17 protein-coding genes and 1 pseudogene are annotated in these 19,291 nt (G+C 56.5%); 5 read left to right on the top strand and 13 right to left on the bottom strand.

What is annotated here, in order from left to right; genetic code table 11:
- Positions 1 to 50: 50 nt before the first annotated feature.
- From KHU29_RS04240 to KHU29_RS04250, 3 genes and pseudogenes are all read right to left on the bottom strand, one after another.
- Positions 51 to 1,094: an NADP-dependent oxidoreductase gene (locus KHU29_RS04240; RefSeq protein ID WP_211451447.1), complete on the bottom strand. Its 1,044-nt coding sequence runs from the start codon at positions 1,092 to 1,094 to the stop codon at positions 51 to 53.
- Positions 1,095 to 1,180: 86 nt separating this feature from the next.
- Positions 1,181 to 1,381, bottom strand: a pseudogene (locus KHU29_RS04245) (NADH-dependent alcohol dehydrogenase); the annotation flags it as partial.
- Positions 1,382 to 1,708: 327 nt separating this feature from the next.
- On the bottom strand, positions 1,709 to 2,317 hold the full coding sequence (locus tag KHU29_RS04250; RefSeq protein WP_211451449.1) for a TetR/AcrR family transcriptional regulator: 609 nt from the start codon (positions 2,315 to 2,317) through the stop codon (positions 1,709 to 1,711).
- 221 nt (positions 2,318 to 2,538) lie between these two features.
- Here KHU29_RS04250 and KHU29_RS04255 point away from each other — a divergent pair, with 221 nt between their 5' ends.
- Positions 2,539 to 3,477, top strand: a complete 939-nt coding sequence (locus KHU29_RS04255) for a LysR family transcriptional regulator (RefSeq protein WP_211451450.1) — start codon at positions 2,539 to 2,541, stop codon at positions 3,475 to 3,477.
- Between the two features lie 135 nt (positions 3,478 to 3,612).
- On the opposite strand, the gene KHU29_RS04260 is transcribed toward KHU29_RS04255, so the two are convergent.
- Both KHU29_RS04260 and KHU29_RS04265 read right to left on the bottom strand, forming a co-directional pair.
- Positions 3,613 to 4,722 carry an NADH:flavin oxidoreductase/NADH oxidase gene (locus tag KHU29_RS04260; RefSeq protein ID WP_211451451.1) on the bottom strand — a complete coding sequence of 370 codons (1,110 nt, stop codon included), beginning with the start codon at positions 4,720 to 4,722 and terminating at the stop codon, positions 3,613 to 3,615.
- Between the two features lie 45 nt (positions 4,723 to 4,767).
- Entirely contained in the window at positions 4,768 to 6,564 is a 1,797-nt protein-coding gene (locus KHU29_RS04265; protein ID WP_211451452.1) for an ABC transporter transmembrane domain-containing protein, read from the bottom strand.
- Between the two features lie 406 nt (positions 6,565 to 6,970).
- On the opposite strand from KHU29_RS04265, the gene egtD reads away from it, so the two are divergent.
- Together egtD and egtB are read left to right on the top strand one after the other, a co-directional pair.
- Positions 6,971 to 7,936 carry an L-histidine N(alpha)-methyltransferase gene (gene egtD / locus KHU29_RS04270; RefSeq protein WP_211451453.1) on the top strand — a complete coding sequence of 322 codons (966 nt, stop codon included), beginning with the start codon at positions 6,971 to 6,973 and terminating at the stop codon, positions 7,934 to 7,936.
- A 20-nt stretch (positions 7,937 to 7,956) separates the two neighbouring features.
- Positions 7,957 to 9,207, top strand: coding sequence for an ergothioneine biosynthesis protein EgtB (egtB, locus tag KHU29_RS04275; protein ID WP_211451454.1), 1,251 nt, complete (start codon positions 7,957 to 7,959; stop codon positions 9,205 to 9,207).
- An 11-nt stretch (positions 9,208 to 9,218) separates the two neighbouring features.
- Here the strand turns inward: egtB and KHU29_RS04280 are convergent, their stop codons facing one another.
- Complete coding sequence (locus KHU29_RS04280) at positions 9,219 to 10,115, bottom strand: LysR substrate-binding domain-containing protein (protein WP_246541490.1); 897 nt, start codon at positions 10,113 to 10,115, stop codon at positions 9,219 to 9,221.
- Positions 10,116 to 10,304: 189 nt separating this feature from the next.
- Between KHU29_RS04280 and KHU29_RS04285 the strand changes: the two genes are divergently transcribed.
- Positions 10,305 to 10,922, top strand: coding sequence for an FMN-dependent NADH-azoreductase (locus KHU29_RS04285; protein ID WP_211451456.1), 618 nt, complete (start codon positions 10,305 to 10,307; stop codon positions 10,920 to 10,922).
- Positions 10,923 to 11,032: 110 nt separating this feature from the next.
- Here KHU29_RS04285 and KHU29_RS04290 read toward each other — a convergent pair whose 3' ends face one another.
- The 7 genes from KHU29_RS04290 to KHU29_RS04320 form a co-directional block, all read right to left on the bottom strand.
- On the bottom strand, positions 11,033 to 12,358 hold the full coding sequence (locus tag KHU29_RS04290; RefSeq protein WP_211451457.1) for a class I SAM-dependent methyltransferase: 1,326 nt from the start codon (positions 12,356 to 12,358) through the stop codon (positions 11,033 to 11,035).
- A gap of 204 nt (positions 12,359 to 12,562) precedes the next feature.
- Positions 12,563 to 14,269: a 2-isopropylmalate synthase gene (leuA, locus tag KHU29_RS04295; protein ID WP_211451458.1), complete on the bottom strand. Its 1,707-nt coding sequence runs from the start codon at positions 14,267 to 14,269 to the stop codon at positions 12,563 to 12,565.
- A 91-nt stretch (positions 14,270 to 14,360) separates the two neighbouring features.
- Entirely contained in the window at positions 14,361 to 14,528 is a 168-nt protein-coding gene (locus KHU29_RS04300; protein ID WP_211451459.1) for a hypothetical protein, read from the bottom strand.
- A gap of 309 nt (positions 14,529 to 14,837) precedes the next feature.
- The gene (locus tag KHU29_RS04305; protein ID WP_211451460.1) at positions 14,838 to 14,975 is read right to left on the bottom strand and encodes a DUF3096 domain-containing protein; all 138 of its coding nucleotides are present in this window, start codon (positions 14,973 to 14,975) and stop codon (positions 14,838 to 14,840) included.
- 380 nt (positions 14,976 to 15,355) lie between these two features.
- Positions 15,356 to 15,694 carry a hypothetical protein gene (locus tag KHU29_RS04310; protein ID WP_211451461.1) on the bottom strand — a complete coding sequence of 113 codons (339 nt, stop codon included), beginning with the start codon at positions 15,692 to 15,694 and terminating at the stop codon, positions 15,356 to 15,358.
- Positions 15,695 to 15,823: 129 nt separating this feature from the next.
- On the bottom strand, positions 15,824 to 16,297 hold the full coding sequence (locus KHU29_RS04315; RefSeq protein ID WP_211451462.1) for a GNAT family N-acetyltransferase: 474 nt from the start codon (positions 16,295 to 16,297) through the stop codon (positions 15,824 to 15,826).
- Between the two features lie 242 nt (positions 16,298 to 16,539).
- Positions 16,540 to 17,856, bottom strand: a complete 1,317-nt coding sequence (locus tag KHU29_RS04320) for an MFS transporter (RefSeq protein WP_211451463.1) — start codon at positions 17,854 to 17,856, stop codon at positions 16,540 to 16,542.
- A gap of 228 nt (positions 17,857 to 18,084) precedes the next feature.
- On the opposite strand from KHU29_RS04320, the gene KHU29_RS04325 reads away from it, so the two are divergent.
- The gene (locus KHU29_RS04325) at positions 18,085 to 19,020 is read left to right on the top strand and encodes a LysR substrate-binding domain-containing protein (protein WP_211451464.1); all 936 of its coding nucleotides are present in this window, start codon (positions 18,085 to 18,087) and stop codon (positions 19,018 to 19,020) included.
- Positions 19,021 to 19,291 lie beyond the last annotated feature (271 nt).

Consider the following 19,291-nt stretch of genomic DNA (forward strand, 5'->3'; position numbering starts at 1 on the left):
CTGAATTCCTTTTGAGTGTGTGCTGCGTAATAGCTCGATGGCGCGATGGTTCATTCATCGCCGGCGCGTATCACCAGCTTGCCGAAGTTCTTGCCTTCCAATAAGCCGATAAAGGCTTGCGGTGCATTCTCCAGACCGTCGACGATATCTTCCCGGAATTTGATTTTCCCGGCGGCGAACCAGCCGCTCATCTCATTGAAGAATTCCAGGTAGCGATGGTAGTAGTCGAAAATGATGAAACCTTGCATCTTGATGCGGCGTACCAGCAGTCTGCCCATCAGTCCCGGCAGATTGTCCGGTCCTTGCGGTTTGTCGGTGGCGTTATAGTTGGCGATCAGGCCGCATACGGGCACCCGCGCGTGCAGGTTCAGCAAAGGCAGGACAGCGCTGAACACGGCGCCGCCGACGTTTTCAAAATACACATCGATACCTTTATCGCAGGCGGCTGCGAGCTGTTGCGGGAAATCGGTGGCGCGATGGTCTACGCAGGCGTCAAACCCCAGTTCTTCCACCGCATACTTGCACTTGTCTGCGCCGCCGGCGATGCCGACTACGCGGCAACCCTTGATCTTGGCAATCTGCCCGACCACCGAACCCACGGCGCCGGTAGCGGCTGCTACCACCACGGTCTCGCCGGCTTGCGGCAGGCCGATGTCGAGCAAGCCCATGTAGGCGGTAAAGCCGGGCATGCCAAGCACGCCCAAGGCGTAGGACGGTTTGCCGAGTTTGGCGTCAAGTTTGGTCAGGCCTTTGCCGTCCGACAGTTCGTAGTCTTGCCAGCCGCTGTAGCTGAGGACCAGATCCCCCACTTTGTAGTCAGCATGTTCGGAAGCTACGACCCGCGACACCGTGCCGCCGACCATCACTCCGCCGACCTCGACCGACGGCGCATAAGAAGGAGCGTCGCTCATGCGGCCGCGCATGTAGGGATCAAGCGACAGGTAGACGGTACGCAGCAATACCTGGCCGGCGGCCGGTGTCGGCACCGGGCTTTCATCGATCTTGAAATTATTGGCAGTTGGCGCGCCGTGCGGGCGCGAGGCCAGCAGGATGCGGCGATTGACGGTTTTGCTCTGGGATGTACTTTGCGACATGTTGGCTACTCCTTCGGTGAAATGAGTGCCAGCGATGTTCTGCCGGCACGGGCGAAATTAGCTAAAGATCAAATTGGATGTCAAATTTACAATGCTGCTTCGAGAATGCTGCGGCTGACAGCCAGAGTATGGTCCTGATGTTCGCCCAGCGCTGTCATGCCGTGTTTGTCCAGCTGTCCGAGCACGGTCTCGACCGCGTCCTGACCCAGTTCGTGGTCCGACAGCCTAGTCTTGATGCCCAGGCTTTCAAAGAAATCACGGGTGCGTTCGATGGCCAGGTCGACGCGCATCTTCGCTGCCGGTGGGATTGTAGAATTCAAAATTCAGCATGCGGGTTCCTTGAAAAGTAGACCGCTCAACTAATCGAGCGGTAAAAAAAGCACGCGCTTGTGTCGTAATGCCATTCAGTTAAGACGCCAAAGATATCACCCTCATGCGTCGTTCCCGCGAACGCGGGAATCCATTTTCATTGTTTCACTCGGTAATTTGGATCCCCGCGTTCGCGGGGATGACGGAGCCGCCGCCGTGGCGGCTGGCCACGTCATATCACTTAACTGAACGGCATTGCGCGCTTGTGTCGTGCCTTAATTTAGTGTTGTCGGTGTCGGGGAAGTCTATGGCGCCGGTCTTGTCAGTACATCCAAGGTAACCTCCATGGCGTTTTCGAGAGCGCTGCGATCTTGCTGGAGCTTGGCTAGCAGGCTGGCGCCCAGCCATAACTGGTAAAGCATTTGCGCGGTTTTTTGCGGTTCCAGTTCGACCCGCAGGGAGCCATCGGCGATCCCTTCGGCGATGCAGTCCGCCAGTCGCGCCATCACTTGTCGCGTGCCTTCGCACAAAACCAGGCGCATCTCATCCGACAGGTCGGCGACCTCGGCGCTGAGTTTGACTACCAGGCACTTATCCATGGCTTCTGAGCCAGATTGGGTGTCGCGCCAGTGGCTCCAGTAACGCAGCAGCCGTTCGCGGGCAGGCTCTTGCACCGGTTGCACCGCAATTTGCAGGACATCTTCCAATGCTTGCAGGTAATCGTCGACGTATTGCTCCATCAACGCCCGGCCGTATTGTTCCTTCGATCCGAAGTAGTGGTAGAAGGAGCCTTTCGGAATAGCCGCAGCACTCAGGATCTCGCTCAGTCCGACGCCCGAGAAACCTTTGACGGCAATGATTTTTTGTCCGGCGTCGAGGATGTGACGCTTGGTTGTATCGTAGTTTGCTCTCATGATTTGTCGATTTTAATCTAAATTAGACCGGTCGTCTAATTGCAGCCGATTTTTTGTGATTGCTGTACGGAAAATCGATGTTGATTCGATACCTGAAGTCACGCCTGTCGTGCTTTGGCGACGTCTACCCATGCACAGGCATATCCGTTATGCTAGTGAGGTTTATTGTGCAATATTCTTGTCTGAACGTTCGCATCCCTATACTAATTTTAGCGCCGCCCATGACATCCCGTACCAATCATCACCTCGATACCTACTTGCTACGCGTTTTGCACACCTTGTTGGTGGAAAAGAGCGTCTCGCGTACCGCAATCAAGTTAGGCCAATCGCAGCCGACCATCAGCAATACGCTCAAGCGCCTGCGCGAACTGACCGGCGACGCCATCCTGGTGCGCGGCAAAACCGGCATGGTGCCTACCGAACGCGGGCAGGAATTGCTGGCGCTGGCGAAACAGGGATTGGAAGTCATCGAACGAATCGCAGCGCCGGTAGCGGCTTTCGAGGCCGACAGCACGGCGCGGGTATTTCATATCGCCACGCCGGATTACCTGAACATGCTGCTGATCCCTTCCATCATCGAGCAGCTGCGCCGGCGCGCGCCCGGCGCCAGCCTGATGGTGCATGCGCTGGATGCCAATCTGGATTACGCCAACGCACTGGAAAACGGCCGCTTCGACCTGGTGATCGGCAACTGGCCCGATCCGCCCGAGCATCTGCACCTGGCGCAATTGTTCGATGACGATGTGGTCTGCATGATGCATCGCGATCATCCGGTAGCCAAGAAGGGGTTGACCCTGAAGTATTATCTGGAAATGCCGCATCTGGCGCCGACGCCCTATATTGAAGGGCATCGCAGCGGTATCGATGCTGCCTTGGCCGAGCAAGGCTTGAAGCGCAATGTGCAGGTGACGATTCCGTATTTTGCGCTGGTGCCGCATGTGCTGGCGAAATCGGATTTGATTTTTACCACCGGCCGGCAATTTGCCGAGCACATCATCGCGGATTGGCCGATAGGCATGTTTACACTGCCGTTCGATATGCCGAAAATGCGTTTTTACATGCTGTGGCATGCGCGCTCGCATGTGGCGCCGGATGTGGTGTGGCTGCGGCGGCTGATTGCCGAAGTGTCGGCCGACCTGGGCAAGTCGGGTAAAAAATAAGAAAGAAGGGTGGGCAATGTTGCCCACGCTGTTACCGCGATAACCGGAGTGCCGACTCTCGTGACACGGAAATAGGCATGTACGCGGAGTGAGTTCACGCGTGGGCACCAGTGCCCACACCCTACATCCGTTACCTCAATTATCGCTGTAGTCGACCGTTGGCCGCTGCGGCGATTTTCGTGTAGTTGCGCGCATGTATTGCGGCGCCCATGAAGTGACATCGTGCAGTGCATCGGCTGCGTGCAACGGCCAATAAGGATCGCGCAACAGTTCGCGCGCCATCAACACCAGATCGGCTTGTTCGGTGCGCAGGATGTGTTCGGCCTGGCCGGGATCGGTAATCATGCCGACCGTGCCGCAGGCGATGCCAGCCTCTTTCCTGACTCTTGCGGCGAATTGTGTCTGGTAGCCCGGGCCTACCGGGATGGTGGCAGCTGCAATATTGCCGCCACTGGAAACGTCGATCAGATCGACCCCGGCCTCACGCAACAGGCCGCTCAAGGCCACGGTTTCGTCGACATTCCAGCCGCCGTCAATCCAGTCCGTAGCGGACAGACGTACCAGCAATGGCAGTTGCTCCGGCCAGACCTGGCGCACCGCCGCCGCCACTTCCAGCACCAGCCGTGCGCGATTTTCAAACGAGCCGCCGTACTGGTCGGTGCGATGATTACTGATCGGCGATAAAAACTGATGCAGCAGATAACCATGCGCTGCATGGATTTCAACCACCTTGAATCCAGCTTGATGCGCGCGCAGCGCGGCATCGGCAAATGCCTTTACGATGCTTTTTATGCCATCGACGGTGAGCGCTCCGGGTGTGGTGTAGCTGGCGTCAAACGGAATCGCCGATGGCCCGTCGGTTTGCCAGCCGCCTTGCTCCGGTTCGACTCGCCCTTGCCGTTCTTCCCAGGGACGCCAGACGCTGGCTTTGCGGCCGGCATGGGCCAGCTGGATGCCTGCGACCGTGCCTTGCTGCTCGATAAAACGGGTGATGCGGCGCAGCGGCGCGATATGTTCATCTTTCCAGATGCCGAGATCCTGCGGCGAAATACGACCCTGCGGCAGCACCGCGCTGGCTTCGAAAATGATCAGGCCGGCGCCGCCGACCGCGCGGCTGCCAAGATGCACCAGATGCCAGTCATTGGCGAAGCCGTCTTCTGCCGAATACTGGCACATCGGCGCAACGGCAATCCGGTTCGCCAGCGTCACATCGCGTAACTTCAATGGGGAAAATAAAAAGGTCATGTTGTTTTCCTGTGGGTTTGCTTATGCGTCGGCTTATGTGTCGGCTTATGCGTCGACCAGGCCGTTGAACTGCAATGCCGCCAGGCTGGCGTACAAGCCGTTTTGGGCGACCAGTTCGGCGTGATTGCCGGTTTCGACTATATGGCCGTGTTCCAGCACGATGATGCGGTCGGCGCGCTGCACGGTAGCCAGGCGATGGGCGATGACCAGGGTAGTGCGGCCGACCATCGCCGCTTCCAGCGCGCCTTGTACGGCGCGTTCAGACTCGGCGTCGAGCGCGCTGGTGGCTTCATCCAGTAGCAACAGCGGCGGATTTTTCAACAGCGCACGGGCAATCGCAATACGCTGCCGCTGGCCGCCGGACAGACGCACGCCGCGTTCGCCGAGGAATGCCTGGTAGCCTTCCGGCAGACGTTCAATGAACTCATGGGCGGCAGCCATTTTTGCTGCGGCGATAACTTCTGCGTCGGTGGCGCCGACCCGGCCGTAGCGAATGTTTTCCATCGCATTGGCGGAGAAAATGATAGTGTCTTGCGGCACGATGCCGATGGCGTTGCGCAAGGTATGCAGATCGAGATATTTGATGTCGACGCCATCGAGCTTGACGCTGCCTTGCTGCGGATCGTAAAAGCGCAGCAACAGCTGGAACAGGGTGGTTTTGCCGGCGCCGGAAGGGCCGACCAGGGCGACGGTCTCACCCGGCCGGATGTCCAGCGACAGGCCAGACAGGGCGGCGCTCTCCGGGCGCGACGGATAGCGGAAACCGATGTTTTCCAAAGTTAATGCCGCACCTTGTACAGTGCGCGGCGGCAGCGTATCCGGCAGCAATACAGATTGCACCGGCGACTGCGCCGACAATAATTCCAGCAACCGTTCAGTGGCGCCGGCGGCGCGTTGAGCATCGCCCATGACTTCGGCCAAGGCGCCGATGGAGCCCGCCAGCAACGCGGCGTACAAGATAAACTGGCCGAGCTCGCCGCCGCTCATGCGGCCCTGAACCACGGCATGGGCGCCCAGCCAGAGCACAAACACGATGGCGCCGAACACCAGCAGGATCGCCATCATGGTCAGCAGGGAACGCGCGCGGATGCGTTCCATCGCTGTGCCGAAGGCATTTTCAATCGAGACGTCGAAGCGCTGCGCTTCAATGTTCTCATGGGTGAAGGCTTGCACCGTCGGCATCGCATTGAGAATCTCGCCAGCCATCGCCGAAGCATCGGCCACCCGGTCCTGCGAGGCGCGCGACAGCTTGCGCACGCGGCGGCCGTACCAGACGATCGGCAGCACCACCAGTGCCAGCATGACCAGGATGATCGCGCTCAGCTTGACGCTGGTGATGAACAACATGATCATGCCGCCGATGAATAGCAGGGCGTTGCGCAAGGCCATCGAAATACTGGTGCCGACCAGCGCCTGGATCAGCGTGGTATCGGTGGTGATACGCGACAGCACTTCGCCAGTCTTGGTGGTTTCAAAAAACTGCGGGCTTTGCGTGACGACGTGCGAGTAGACCGCGCTGCGCAAGTCGGCCGTGACCCGCTCGCCAAGCCAGGACACCATGTAAAAGCGCGCCGCGGTGGCGACTCCCAACACGCAGGCGACGCCGAACAAGGCCAGGAAATACATGTCGATGTGATTGGCGCCCTGAATGCCGCCGGTGCTGAAGCCCAGATCGATCATCTGCCGGAATGCATAGGGAATCGCCAGGGTGGCGCCGGCGGCCACCAGCAGAGCCAGGCTGGCCATTACAAATTGCCGTTTATACGGGGCCAGGAAGGGAACCAGCCCGATGAGCGTGCTCAGACTGCGTTTTTCAGGTTCTTTGGAAGTGATGGTTGTCATGTCGGTTTCAGTGGAGGGCAGCGCGATTCGCTGCAAGCTTGGTCTGGCAACGCTATTGCAAGGTCTTGCGACGAGGTCATATAACGAGGCCGAACTGCGTGGTCTTGCGACGAGGCCTCGCGAAAAATGGTTTTGTGTCAATATTTCATGTATTTGTATTGCAATCGGTTAAAAGCCGGGCTCGAAATCGCCTGAAATATGCGTTCATACGCATTCTCTTGAAAGGGAACTTCATCCATTAAACGAATATCGATATACTTTGTACAGCGTGCCTGGCTTTGCGTAGCAGTTTGCGTTTGCTAGTGTAGTGGATGTTGCGCCGTAGCGCAGGCTCTCAATGGAGCGGAACCGAATTCCTGTAGTGAAATGTGTAATTTCTTAATGATTGCCATCTCAGGAGAATCCTTTGGCTCAATTGTCGCAACCAGCGCAAAATTGCGTTGCGCAGGACGAGATTCAGCAGCAACTGGTGGCCGGCCTGCTGGCGGCGCACGCACATACCTCTCCCAAATATCTGTACGACGTTCTCGGTTCTCGCCTGTTCGCCGCGATTTGCGAGCTGCCTGAGTATTATCCGACGCGTACCGAAACGGCGATCTTCGCGCTGCATGCGCAGCAGATTGCCGCTGCCGTCGGACCCGATGCGATTCTGATCGATCTGGGGGCAGGCAATTGCAGCAAGGCGGCACGGTTGTTTCCGAGTTTGCAGCCCAGGCAATATGTGGCTGTCGATATCTCGGTGCAATTCCTGGAGGAAGCGGTGAATGCGCTGCAGCAGCAATTTCCCCAGATCGAGATGACCTGCCTGGGCATGGATTTTTCTTCCGAGCTGGAGCTGCCGGCAGCGTTAGGCATGGATCGCCGGCAGTTTTTTTATCCGGGGTCATCGATAGGTAATTTCGCGCCGCTGGAGGCGTTGATGTTCCTGCGCCGGATTCGCAAGGGCATCGGCAGCAGCGACGGCAGCGGCCTGCTGATCGGGGTCGACCTGATCAAGGACAAGGCGATATTGAATCCGGCATACGACGACTCGCTGGGTGTCACCGCAGCGTTCAACCTGAATCTGCTGCATCATGTAAATCGCTTGCTGGATGCCGATTTCCGTCCGAAAGACTGGCGTCATCGGGCTTTCTACAATAGCGAACAGCATCGCATAGAAATGCATCTGGAAGCCAGGCACGAGCTCACCGTCCATTGGCAGAATGGCGGCGTGCGGCGTTTTGCGCGGGGCGAGCGGATCCATACCGAAAGCAGCTACAAATACACCCGGGAAGGGTTTGTCGACATGTTGCAGCAAGCCGGATTCGGCGCGGTGCAGACCTGGTGCGATCCGAACAACTGGTTCATGGTTTGCCATGCCCAGGTAGCCTGAACGAGCCTGACAGGAGCGCGATGCAAAAGTTGAAAAATGCGTTGGCAAATAAGCCGGCAAATGAGCTGGCCAGAGCGTTTTCCACGATACGCGGCCAGACCGGCAGGCTGGTGCAGCCGTTGTCGGCAGAGGATTGCTGCGTGCAATCGATGCCGGACGCCAGTCCTGCCAAATGGCATCTGGCGCATACCACCTGGTTTTTTGAAACCTTCATCCTCGAACAATTTGAAACCGGCTTCCAGCCGTTTCATCCAGCCTTCCGGGTTCTGTTCAATTCGTATTATGAAGGAGTAGGCGAGCAGCACCCGCGTGCGCAACGCGGTTTGATGACCCGGCCTTCGCTGGCTGAAGTACAGGCTTATCGGCAGAACGTCGATCAACGGCTGCTGGCTTTGCTGGGGCAAGCACTGGCGCCGGACCTGAGGCAGCAATTGACTGCGCTGGTCGAACTTGGATTGCAGCACGAACAGCAGCATCAGGAATTAATGCTGACCGATATCAAGCATTTGCTATCCATGAATCCCTTGCAGCCGCCGTACCTGACGTCGGATGCGATGGCAGAGGCGGCTGATAATACTGCTATGGCGACGGCCTTGCAATGGCAGCCATTTGAAGCCGGGATTGTCGAGATCGGGCATGCCGGAAAGGGATTTTTTTTCGATAATGAAACGCCGCGGCACCGGCAGTTCGTCGAACCGTTTTCCATGGCGTCGCGACTGGTCAGCAACGGCGAATACCTGGCTTTTGTGGAAGCTGGCGGCTACCAGAATCCTTTGTTGTGGCTGGCTGCCGGCTGGGAATGGGTGCAGCAGCAGAAACTGACGCGGCCGTTATATTGGCAAGCGGCGTATACGCAATTCGATTCTTCCTGGCGCGAATTTACCTTGCACGGCTTGCAGCCGTTAGCCTTGCATGAGGCGGTCACCCACATTTCCTTTTTTGAAGCCGAGGCTTATGCGCGTTGGGCCGGCGCGCGGTTGCCCACCGAGGCGGAGTGGGAGCTTGCGGCGGCGGCCCAGGTAGCAGATTCCGCAGCAGATTACTTTGGCGTGGCCTGGCAATGGACCACCAGCAGCTATGCGCCATATCCCGGCTATGTAGCATTGCCGGGAGCAGTGGGCGAATACAACGGCAAGTTCATGGTGAATCAATACGTGTTGCGTGGTTCTTCATTAGCCACGCCTGACGGCCATGCACGCCTGAGTTATCGTAATTTTTTTCCTGCAACTGCGCGCTGGCAGTTCAGCGGAATCCGGCTGGCGCGTTCCTGAGTCTTTACGGCTTACAGCTTGCTCAAATGCGCGATCAGGAAATCCACAAACACGCGTACAGCAGGTAGCAAGCCTCTCTGGGTCGGATAGACCACCTGCACATGGCCGGCCGGCATGGTCCATTCCGGCAGCACATGCACAAGGGTTCCCTGGCGCAGTTCTTCCATGCAGTAATCGCTCGGCAGCATGGTCAAGCCCAGGCTACGCAGCGCCGCCAGTTTGCGCAACGCAAAATCTTCTACCGCCAGCCGTGGTTCCGCCACCAGTTCGTAACGGTCGTTGTGCGGGCCATCGAGTTGCAGGTGGACGCGGCGGTCACGCTCGGCGGCGCCGAGGAAGGGCAGTTTCACCAGGTCGCGTGGATGCTGCGGAACTGCGTACCTGGACATCAGATCAGGCGCTGCCACCAGCAGGCCGGTGGCAGCGCGCAAACGCCTGGTAGCCAGGTTCGGATCTTCATCTTCTGGAGCTCTTACCCTTACTGCGACATCGATCCCTTCTTCCAGCAGGTTGACGCGGCGGTTGGTAAACACCAGGTCGATATTCACCTTCGGGTAGCGTTCCAGGAATGCCGGCAGCGCTGTGGCCACTTCGGACTGGGCAATCGGCACCACGCAGCTAACCCGTACCGTGCCGCTCGGTTCCGCCAGCGAGCTGGTGACTGCCAGCTCGGCCGCCTCGGCGGCGGCAATCACTACCTGGCAATGCTGGTAATAGCGATTGCCGAGGTCGGTCATGGCGATCCCGCGTGTGTTGCGCTGTAGCAACCTGGCACCCAGCCGGCTTTCCAGTTCCGATATGCGCCTGGATAAGCGTGATTTAGGGATGCCCAGGCTACGGCCGGCAGCTGTAAAACCGCCTTCCTGCACCACATTAGCGAAGAAATACAGATCGTTCAGATCTTGCATGATAATCATCCATTGTTCTGTATATAGAACAATATATCTTATTTTTGCTATCTAGTTCTATTATCGATGCGGAGGTAGCATGTCATCAATGGTTCAGATAACCAGGTAAATCAAACTCTGTTGGCATCGTGATGTACGGATCGCTATAGATTTTGACCCACTCTTAATTTAATCGAAACGGCATATATCATGAAACTCTTACATATTGATTCCAGCATTCTCGGCGACGCTTCTGCCTCACGCCAACTGACCCGTGAAGTAGTGGCAACGCTGCAAGCCGCGGACCCTGATCTTGAACTGACTTACCGCGACCTCAGCAAAGACGTTACTGCCCATTTGAGCGGCGCGACTTTTGCGGCCAAGGGTACACCTGTGGAAAAACGCAATCTGTCGCAAAAGCTGGAAGTGGAACTGAACGAAGCGATTCTTAATGAATTCCTGGCAGCCGATGTGATCGTGCTCGGCGCGCCGATGTACAACTTCACCGTGCCGACCCAGCTCAAGGCATGGATCGACCAGATTTGTGTCGCCGGCGTTACGTTCCGTTATAGCGACAAGGGCCCTGAAGGCCTGGTCAAAGGCAAGCGCGTCGTGATCGTGTCGACCGCAGGCGGCAAACATGTAGGCAGCCCTACTGGCATCGCCCATGAAGACTATCTGAAATTGGTGTTCGGCTTCATCGGGATTACCGATATCGAAATAGTTCGCGCCGACGGCCTTAACTATGGTCCTGAAGCGAAAGAAGCCGGCTTTGCGGCAGCGCGTACGCGTATCAACGATCTGACCAGCGCAGTGGCAATGGCTTGATTGGCCAGGGTTGAATCAAAGACCGCTTACCGCTTGCTGATTAACTGGTAACGGTCTGATCAGTTGGAATGGCACGAAAGAGCGCATTGCGCTCTTTCGTGCTATCTGCATTACCGAATTTCATCTGTCGAAACGTGCCGCAGTAACAGCCGCTCCAGCGCATTGAGCGTCTCGAAGGACTCAAGGAAATCGGCAAAAAAATCCTGATTGCTCGGCGCTGCGTGGCTAAATTCCGGTTCTTTCCGGATGGTGTCGAAGATTTGCTGGAAGCTGTTCTTGCCGTCGATATGACGTAAAATTTTTGCTCCGTATTTTCCGGGGTTCACTGTCAGCGCCATTCCTGAATGCTGATGATTGAGAGCAAACGGGCGTCCCTTGTTCGTACCGAATACCTGAGCCATCAGCGGGCCGGTTAAAGGCTCGTGATAGAAAAACGGAACGTAATCGGCGTCGCCATACGGCGCTTTGCAGGTTGCCGACCGGGTGACATAAAATGAATGGGTGATGATGTCGCCAATCAGCAGTTCGCCGATTTCATATTGGCGCCGGGTTGATTGCTTCTTCAGGGTATCCAAATTCCGTGGCGGCTTTTTACCCAAGACCATGTGCGGCAGGTAGGGCGAGCGTCCACGTCCAACATCCGTAAGCTCCAGGTTAAGACCGTGCGTATCCTGGATCCAGTCAAACAGCTGTCCCACCGTGTACGCTCTGTCCTGAGAGTGCAACAGCAAATCGTAGATGCCGGCATCGCCCAATTTATGGTCGTGATGCAGGTCTTCGCCACGCATGAACCAGTTCGAAGCGGGCAAGGTGTTTAAAATCTCCTTTGTGTTGCCGATCCTGGTGGCTACGTCTAATTCATTGCCACTGTCGCTATCGTCACTATTGTTATTCACCAGGCGCATCAACTCTTGCATCTGGTAGATGCCGGTGCGGCCATGGGTAGCATAGACCATGAGGCCCATGGCGCCAGTGTCTTTGAGCACGGCACGCAGCATCTTCAAGCCGGCGTCAGGATTTTCAAGATGGTGCAGGACGCCGCTGCAGTTGATGTAGTCGAATTTGCCTAGTTGAAGTTCGGGCAGGTTCAGCAGCGAATCCTGGACCCACGTGATATTTTTCAAGCCTCTGATATCTGCTCGCTCACGGGCAAGCGCTATGCTTGCCAGGCTTAAATCCAGATGTACGATTTCAGCATCGGTGTCGCGTAATTGTTCGGCCAGATAAATTGTAGCGTCACCGGTTCCGCCGCCTGCCACCAAGACCCGGAAGTGTTCCCTGAACGATTGTTTTCCTGAAAAGCAATAATGATTGATCATCGCCAGGCTTTCCAGCCAGGTTCTTGTCAATTGTTTTTTTTCGTCTTGCGGATTGCAGGGAGGGTAAGGCAGGGATTCATACTGATCCCGTACTTTCGGTAGATAGTTGGCGGACATGTAAGGACCTGGCTGAAGAAAGGTTTCTTGCTAAACAAATCGGGAATCGTATTGTCGCATTTATAGCCAGGCGGCAGTGCGCAGGATGCCGGTTTGTAGCTGGCGTCCTGCAACCCTGTGCAAGCCCGCGGCACGGTAATACCCGGGCTGTACTGAAATCGATTGCCGTGTGATCGCCACGACAATCAAATAATCAAAAAAAAACTAGGCCGCCGCTGCGTTGTCGACGATGCCCTGATTGGCCGCGTTGCCGGCAATTTCAATTTGCCGGTTTACTGCGCTCAAGATAGCTTTGAACGATGCCGTCAAGGTATTGGCGTCGATGCCGACACCGAAACCGGTGGGAGCGTCGTTGAGGCGCAATTCGATATAGCTGGCGGCCTGTGCGTCGGCGCCGGCGCTGATGGCGTGCTCATGGAAATCCATCAATTTGATATCCAGTCCAAGTGCATTGACGAAGGCGTCGATCGGGCCGTTGCCATGGCCGCTCGAGGTGTGGACCTGGCCATCGCGGACGATGTCGATTTCGATCTTGACCGGCTGTGCCTGGCTGGAATCTTCGCTCATGCGGTGGCCGCGATACACGTAAGGGGTTTGCTTGTCCAGGTACTCTTGCTTGAAGATGGTGTAGATGTCGCTGGCGGCAATTTCCTTGCCGGTTGCATCTGCCGCTTTCTGGATCGCACGGCTGAATTCGATTTGCAGGCGGCGTGGCATGGCCAGGCCGTATTCCTGTTCCAGCAGATAGGCCATGCCGCCTTTGCCGGACTGGCTGTTGACGCGGATCACGGCGTCGTAGCTGCGGCCGAGGTCGGCCGGGTCGATCGGCAAGTAGGGGATTTCCCAGATAGCATCAGCCTTCTGCGCGGCGAAGCCTTTCTTGATCGCATCCTGATGCGAGCCGGAGAAGGCGGTAAAGACCAGGTCGCCGACATACGGATGACGCGGATGGACCGGGATCTGGTTGCAGTCTTCGACGCATTGGCGTACTTCGTCGATGTCGGAAAAATCGAGCCCAGGATTGACGCCCTGGGTGTACAAATTCAAAGCCAGCGTCACCAGGTCGACGTTGCCGGTGCGTTCGCCGTTGCCGAACAAGCAGCCTTCAACCCGGTCGGCGCCAGCCATCACGGCCAGTTCGGCGGCGGCAACGCCGGTGCCGCGGTCATTGTGTGGATGGACGCTGATGATGGTGGCATCGCGGCGCGCCAGATTGCGGTGCATCCATTCGATCTGGTCGGCAAATACATTCGGTGTGGCGCACTCGACCGTGCTCGGCAAATTGAGAATGACTTTGCGCGTCGGGCTGGCTTGCCAGGCTTCAACCACGGCATCGCAGATTTCTTTAGAAAAATCCAGCTCGGCGGTGCTGAAAGTTTCCGGTGAATATTCATAACGCCATTGTGTTTCCGGGCGGGCGTCGGTCAATTCCTTGATCAGGCGCGTGCCGGAGACAGCGATTTCCATGACTTCTTCGCGGCTTTTGTTGAACACGATGCGGCGCCAGGCCGGAGAGATCGGGTTATACAGGTGGACGATGGCTTGCTTGGCGTTCTTGAGCGAATCGACGGTGCGGCGGATCAGGTCATCGCGCGATTGGGTCAGGACGATGATGGTGACGTCGTCCGGGATGTGGTTTTCTTCAATCAGCTTGCGGACAAAATCGAAATCGGTTTGCGAACCGGAAGGGAAGCCGACTTCAATTTCCTTGAGGCCTATCTTCACCAGCAACTTGAAGAAGCGCAGCTTGCGATCGGCGTCCATCGGTTCGATCAGGGCCTGGTTGCCGTCGCGCAGATCGGTGCTCATCCAGATCGGCGGAGCGCTGATGACTTGATTGGGCCAGGTGCGATCACTCAATGGAATCGGCGGGAACGGGCGATACTTGACAGCGGGATTGTGCAACATCATGTTAGGCCTCTCTTGGAGCTGGTGAAGTGTGCTGATGAAATGGAACGGAATTCGGGAGTAGCAAGAAGGCTGCCTGACTGCCACTCGAAAATTAACGCGAGGCCAGGCAACCGATCGGTAGCAGTAGCTGGAGCGATAGCAGTAGCAGCGGTAACAAAGCAAGCAAACGCATGGCGACGAGCGTGTTGCTGTAGCGGAAGAAGGTAAAGCGAAGTGGCTTGGAGTACATGTGATCTTGCTCTTTAAAATCGAGATTCATTAACGAATCTCAGTTTTACTGCCGTTGATTTCTTGTCTGGCGCAGTTGGTGCGATTGCTGCCAGTGATGTCCCCGTCAGAACGGGGTCGAGATCATAGTGCGCGTAGTAGCGATAGCGCTAGTAGCGGCACTAGCAGCATTGCAGGCAGGGCGCCAGCAACGTGTAGTAGAGAGCAGGATTGGGTGCGTGTGGAAAACATGCACTTAATGTATGAGATAAAGTCGGGCCTTGTCAAGCATCACTTGCTGCATGGCGCAAAATATTGACAAATCCGTGTGGATTTTGCATCCAGGCACGGACCGGATCACTTAGCGGCCGAACAAGCCAATCAGGCCGATAACTATCAGATACAGCGCGATAATGTAGTTCAGGAGGCGTGGAATCGCCAGGATAAGCACCCCCGCAATCAACGAGACGATGGGGGTCAGGTGCAGGCCGGAAATCATATGCGCTCCTATTTTCGAGTGAAGAATCAGGTTACATCTGCCTCGATACTACGTCGCCGACGGAATTTCCATTGTAGGACAAGGCCACCAAACATCGTAGGATTGTGCTGATTTCTGGAAAAAAACGGCTTGGCTATCGACTGTAGCAGGAGGAGAGACCGTTACAGTGCTGGCTAATGCCGATAAGGACACACACTCCGCCAGATGCACGAGCTGAAACTTGGCGGTTATCGTCAGCAACGGGCAGGTCGTTGGCGATCACCATTTCAGGTCGGGCAAGAGACGGATTTACTCCCTTCCGGGGGAATACATCGGCGGTTTCGCAAACTTGCTGAAACGCGCATTGGTTACATTAATAATTGATGTCGGAGGACGTGACGTCAGAGGGCGCGCGTGCCCGAAATCAGGCGCGTGATGAATGTTGAACGAAGCGCTGAACGGTCATTTTTTTGCTTGGGTAAGGCACGTTCAATCATCGAGATCCATTGCTCCGACAGTTGCTGGCAAGTGGCGCGCAGCACCGGCGCCAGTCCTGGCCAGTCCGACAGGGTGCGCAAGTGCCGTTCAATCGTCCTGGCCGACTGCACGCTGGCGTCGCTCGCCAGGTTGTGCATATTGTATTGAGAGATCAGGTGCAACACCGCCGAAATCAACAACTCCGGCGGCGTACGATAGTCCTCGGCTACGGCCGGGTCTGCTGCTTTGCGCGAACTGTTCATCAAATACTCCTTGAGCGGATATCTTTAAATGGTAATGATTCTCATTTAAATTATTATCCAACGCGAGTTTGAATGCAAGCACTTTGCTGTTTTTTTATTTGAGAGGGAGTTTGGGATTACGGGTGCGGCTTAAGCGGAAGCAGAAGTGGAAGCAGGGAATGGATTTGGCCGAGGTGGGCAGACCATCAGATGGTCCACACCTTCCCGGCCGACTTCCCTGAAACCCAGCGTTTCATATAGCCGCTTTGCCGGATTACCGGTCAATACCCTCAGCGTTGTGGGCAATTGATCGCGGCTGGCTTCGTTCAAGACCTTTTCGATGATGGCCCGGCCCAGACCTTGCCTCTGGAATTCCGGGGCAATCTGGATCTGCGCGATATTCCATCGCGTTGGCTCCTTGTAGGCTTTCAGCAAGCCGATATCCCGGCCATTCATGGAGACGATTCGCGCATGTTCGAACAGAGCCTGGATGCGCGCCAGTTGCGCGGCCTCGTCGCGCGCGGCGTTAACCCGCTCCAGGTGCTCGTTCATGGTGGCATTGCGCAGCGCGATCAGGAACGGCATGTCCGCTTCGGTAGCATTTCTGAATTCGAGGGCTGGCATGCCGTTCCTTTCCCTTCTGCAGGTAATGCCGTTAAGTCAAGGTTACCGGTTATAGCGCTTGGCACGTCATTCCCGCGAACGAAGGAATCCATTTTAACCACCATACTCTGCAACATGGATCTCCGCGTTCGCGGGGATGACGGAGTGACCGCATTGGTCCATCTAAAGAATACCGTTCGTGGCTTAACTTAACGGCATTACCTTCTGTAGGTGATTTGCGCCAATCCGGTTAAAGCTGCGAGTTACTTGTTCACCAGGTGCTTCGGCACCGAGAGCGTCAGCAACGCGCCCAGTACCAGCGACGCCGCCAATACAAACATGCCGCTGTTGGTGCTGTGGGTCTGGTCTTTCAGCCAGCCGACCAGGTAAGGGCTGACGAAACCAGCCAGGTTGCCGAGCGAATTGATCAAAGCAATCCCGGCCGCCGCCGCCGCGCCGCCGAGAAACGCCGTCGGCAAACTCCAGAACAACGGCAATACGGTAATGATACCAATGGTTGCCAAGGTCAGCGCCGACATGGCTAGCAGCGTATTGTGATCGTAGACCGTGCTCAGGATCAGGCCGATGCTGCCCAGCAGCGCCGGAATCGCCACATGCCAGCGCCGTTCGCGCCTTGCGTCGGCGCTTTGGCCGATCAAGATCATCGCTACTGCCGCTGTGGCGTATGGGATGGCCGTCAGCATGCCGATGTTGAAGGTATCGGTGACGCCGGTAGTCTTGATAATGGTCGGCAGCCAGAAACTGACGCCGTACAAGCCCATGACGAAGCAAAAATAGATCAGCGCCATCAGCCACACGCGAGGATTGGCAAACATCTGGCCCAGGGAGCCTTCTATCTTCTGGCTGCTTTCTGCCTGTATATGCGATTCGAGCAATTGCTTTTCTTCCTCGCTCAGCCAGCTGGCGCCGCGGATCCGGTCTTGCAAATAAAAGATCACGACAACACCCAGCACCAAAGAGGGAATCGCCTCCAGGATAAACATCCATTGCCAACCTGCCAGGCCATGCACGCCAGGCATGGCTTTCATGATCCAGCCTGACAGCGGGCCGCCGATGACGCCGGATATCGGTACCCCGGTCATGAACAGCGCCGTCATCTTGCCGCGCCTGTGAGCCGGATACCAATAGGTGAGATACAGGATGACGCCGGGGAAGAAGCCGGCTTCGGCCACGCCAAGCAGGAAGCGCATGACATAAAACGTGGTCGGGCTATCGACAAAGATCATGGCGCCGGAGATGAGGCCCCAGGTGATCATGATGCGGGCGATCCAGAGCCGGGCGCCGACCTTGTGCAGAATCATGTTGCTGGGTATTTCAAAAATGAAGTAGCCGAGGAAAAAAATCCCGGCGCCCAGACCGTAGACGGTTTCACTGAATTTCAGGTCGTTCAGCATTTGCAGCTTGGCGAAACCGACATTCACGCGATCCAGATAGGAGGCGACATAGCAGAGGAACAGCATGGGCAGCAGGCGCCAGGTCACCTTGGCATAGGTGGCGGCTTCGAATGCTTTGCTGGCGGGAGTGCTGGTTGAACTTGTTGCGCTTGGAATGTCGGACATGTCTCTCTCTCGGCCTATTGGTTTAGTTGTAAGAACTTATAAGAAACGTATAAAAAACGACAGCTGCAAATCTCGATTTTGCTATGTTGCTGAAGGGCATTGTAGCCGTACGGGTGCGGAATGGCTACGAGGCGATTTCACGGTTGGCAGGGAGAAGTCGTTTACACTGCGAGTGCCAGATGAGTTAGCCGAGCATACCGCCCACACATATCTTGAGGTCCGCGCTTTATGGAATTGCGTCAACTGCGCTATTTTGTCGCCATCGTCGATCATGGTTCGCTGTCGCGCGCCGCGCGGGTGTTGCATATCGCCCAGCCGGCCTTGACGCAACAGATCAAACAACTGGAAGACGAATTGGCTGCACAGCTGCTGCATCGCTCCGCACAAGGGGTGATTGCCACCGACGCCGGCAAGATTTTCTACGAGCATGCGCAAGCGATCCTGAAACAGGTAAACGACGCCAAATCCGCTGTCGCGCAGTCGACCGACAAGCCGACAGGCACGGTCGCCCTGGGCATCCCGCAAAGTGCTTCCGGTACCCTGGCATTGCCCTTGCTGACCGCAATGCGTGAAAGATATCCGGATATTTCGCTGCAATTGACGGAAGAATTGACCGGCAACCTGATCGAGCAATTGAAGACCGGGCGTCTCAACCTGGCGGTGTTGTTCGATGACGGCCAGCTGACTGCATTTGCTACGACGCCGCTGGTTGAGGAAGAGATGATGTTTATCACGCGCACCGGCTCTCAGTATGCAACAACCCGCCGTTCCGTGACTTTCGCACGCGCCGTCAAGGCAAAGCTGATATTGCCCGGCATTCAGCACGGCGTGCGGCCCCGCATCGAGAGCGTGGCCCGGGCTGCCGGCCTGACGCTTGATAACGTGATCGAAATCAGTTCGGTGACGATCATGAAATCGGCCATCCTGGCGGATATCGGCGCCACCATCTTGCCGGTAGCGCCGCTGCTGCCGGAAATCAAGCGCGGCGAGATGACGGCTTATGCGATCAGCGGCGCAAAGCTGTCGCGCACGCTGACCTTGTGTTCTTCCAAGAATATTCCGCTGACGACTGCGGCGGCTGCGGTTGAGCGGGTGGTGCTGGAGGTGACTGACGAGTTGTGCCGCAGTGGTCAGTGGCTGCATGCAAAAATTCTTGCGCGGTAGGTATTGGATGTAATTGACGAAGGCGGTGAGCCATCGTTTTTTCTTATAGCCATATCCAGAATCAGTATTTCCTGAAAATGCGCTGCTCCCTTAGACTTCAATCACAGCAGAGTTCAACCTGCGCCGTGTTGCGAGGGCCGCCACCATGGCCACATCGTCTGGCAGTCGGACGCTTTATCGGGTGTCCACATGGCAGATGTTTTCGGGATCATCATTCTCGAAGTGGTTTAAAAATCGCACATGCCAGGTTTTCTGTTGATGTGCCGTCTGG

Origin of the sequence: Collimonas antrihumi, from assembly GCF_018304965.1 — a bacterium.
Lineage (GTDB): Bacteria > Pseudomonadota > Gammaproteobacteria > Burkholderiales > Burkholderiaceae_D > Collimonas > Collimonas antrihumi.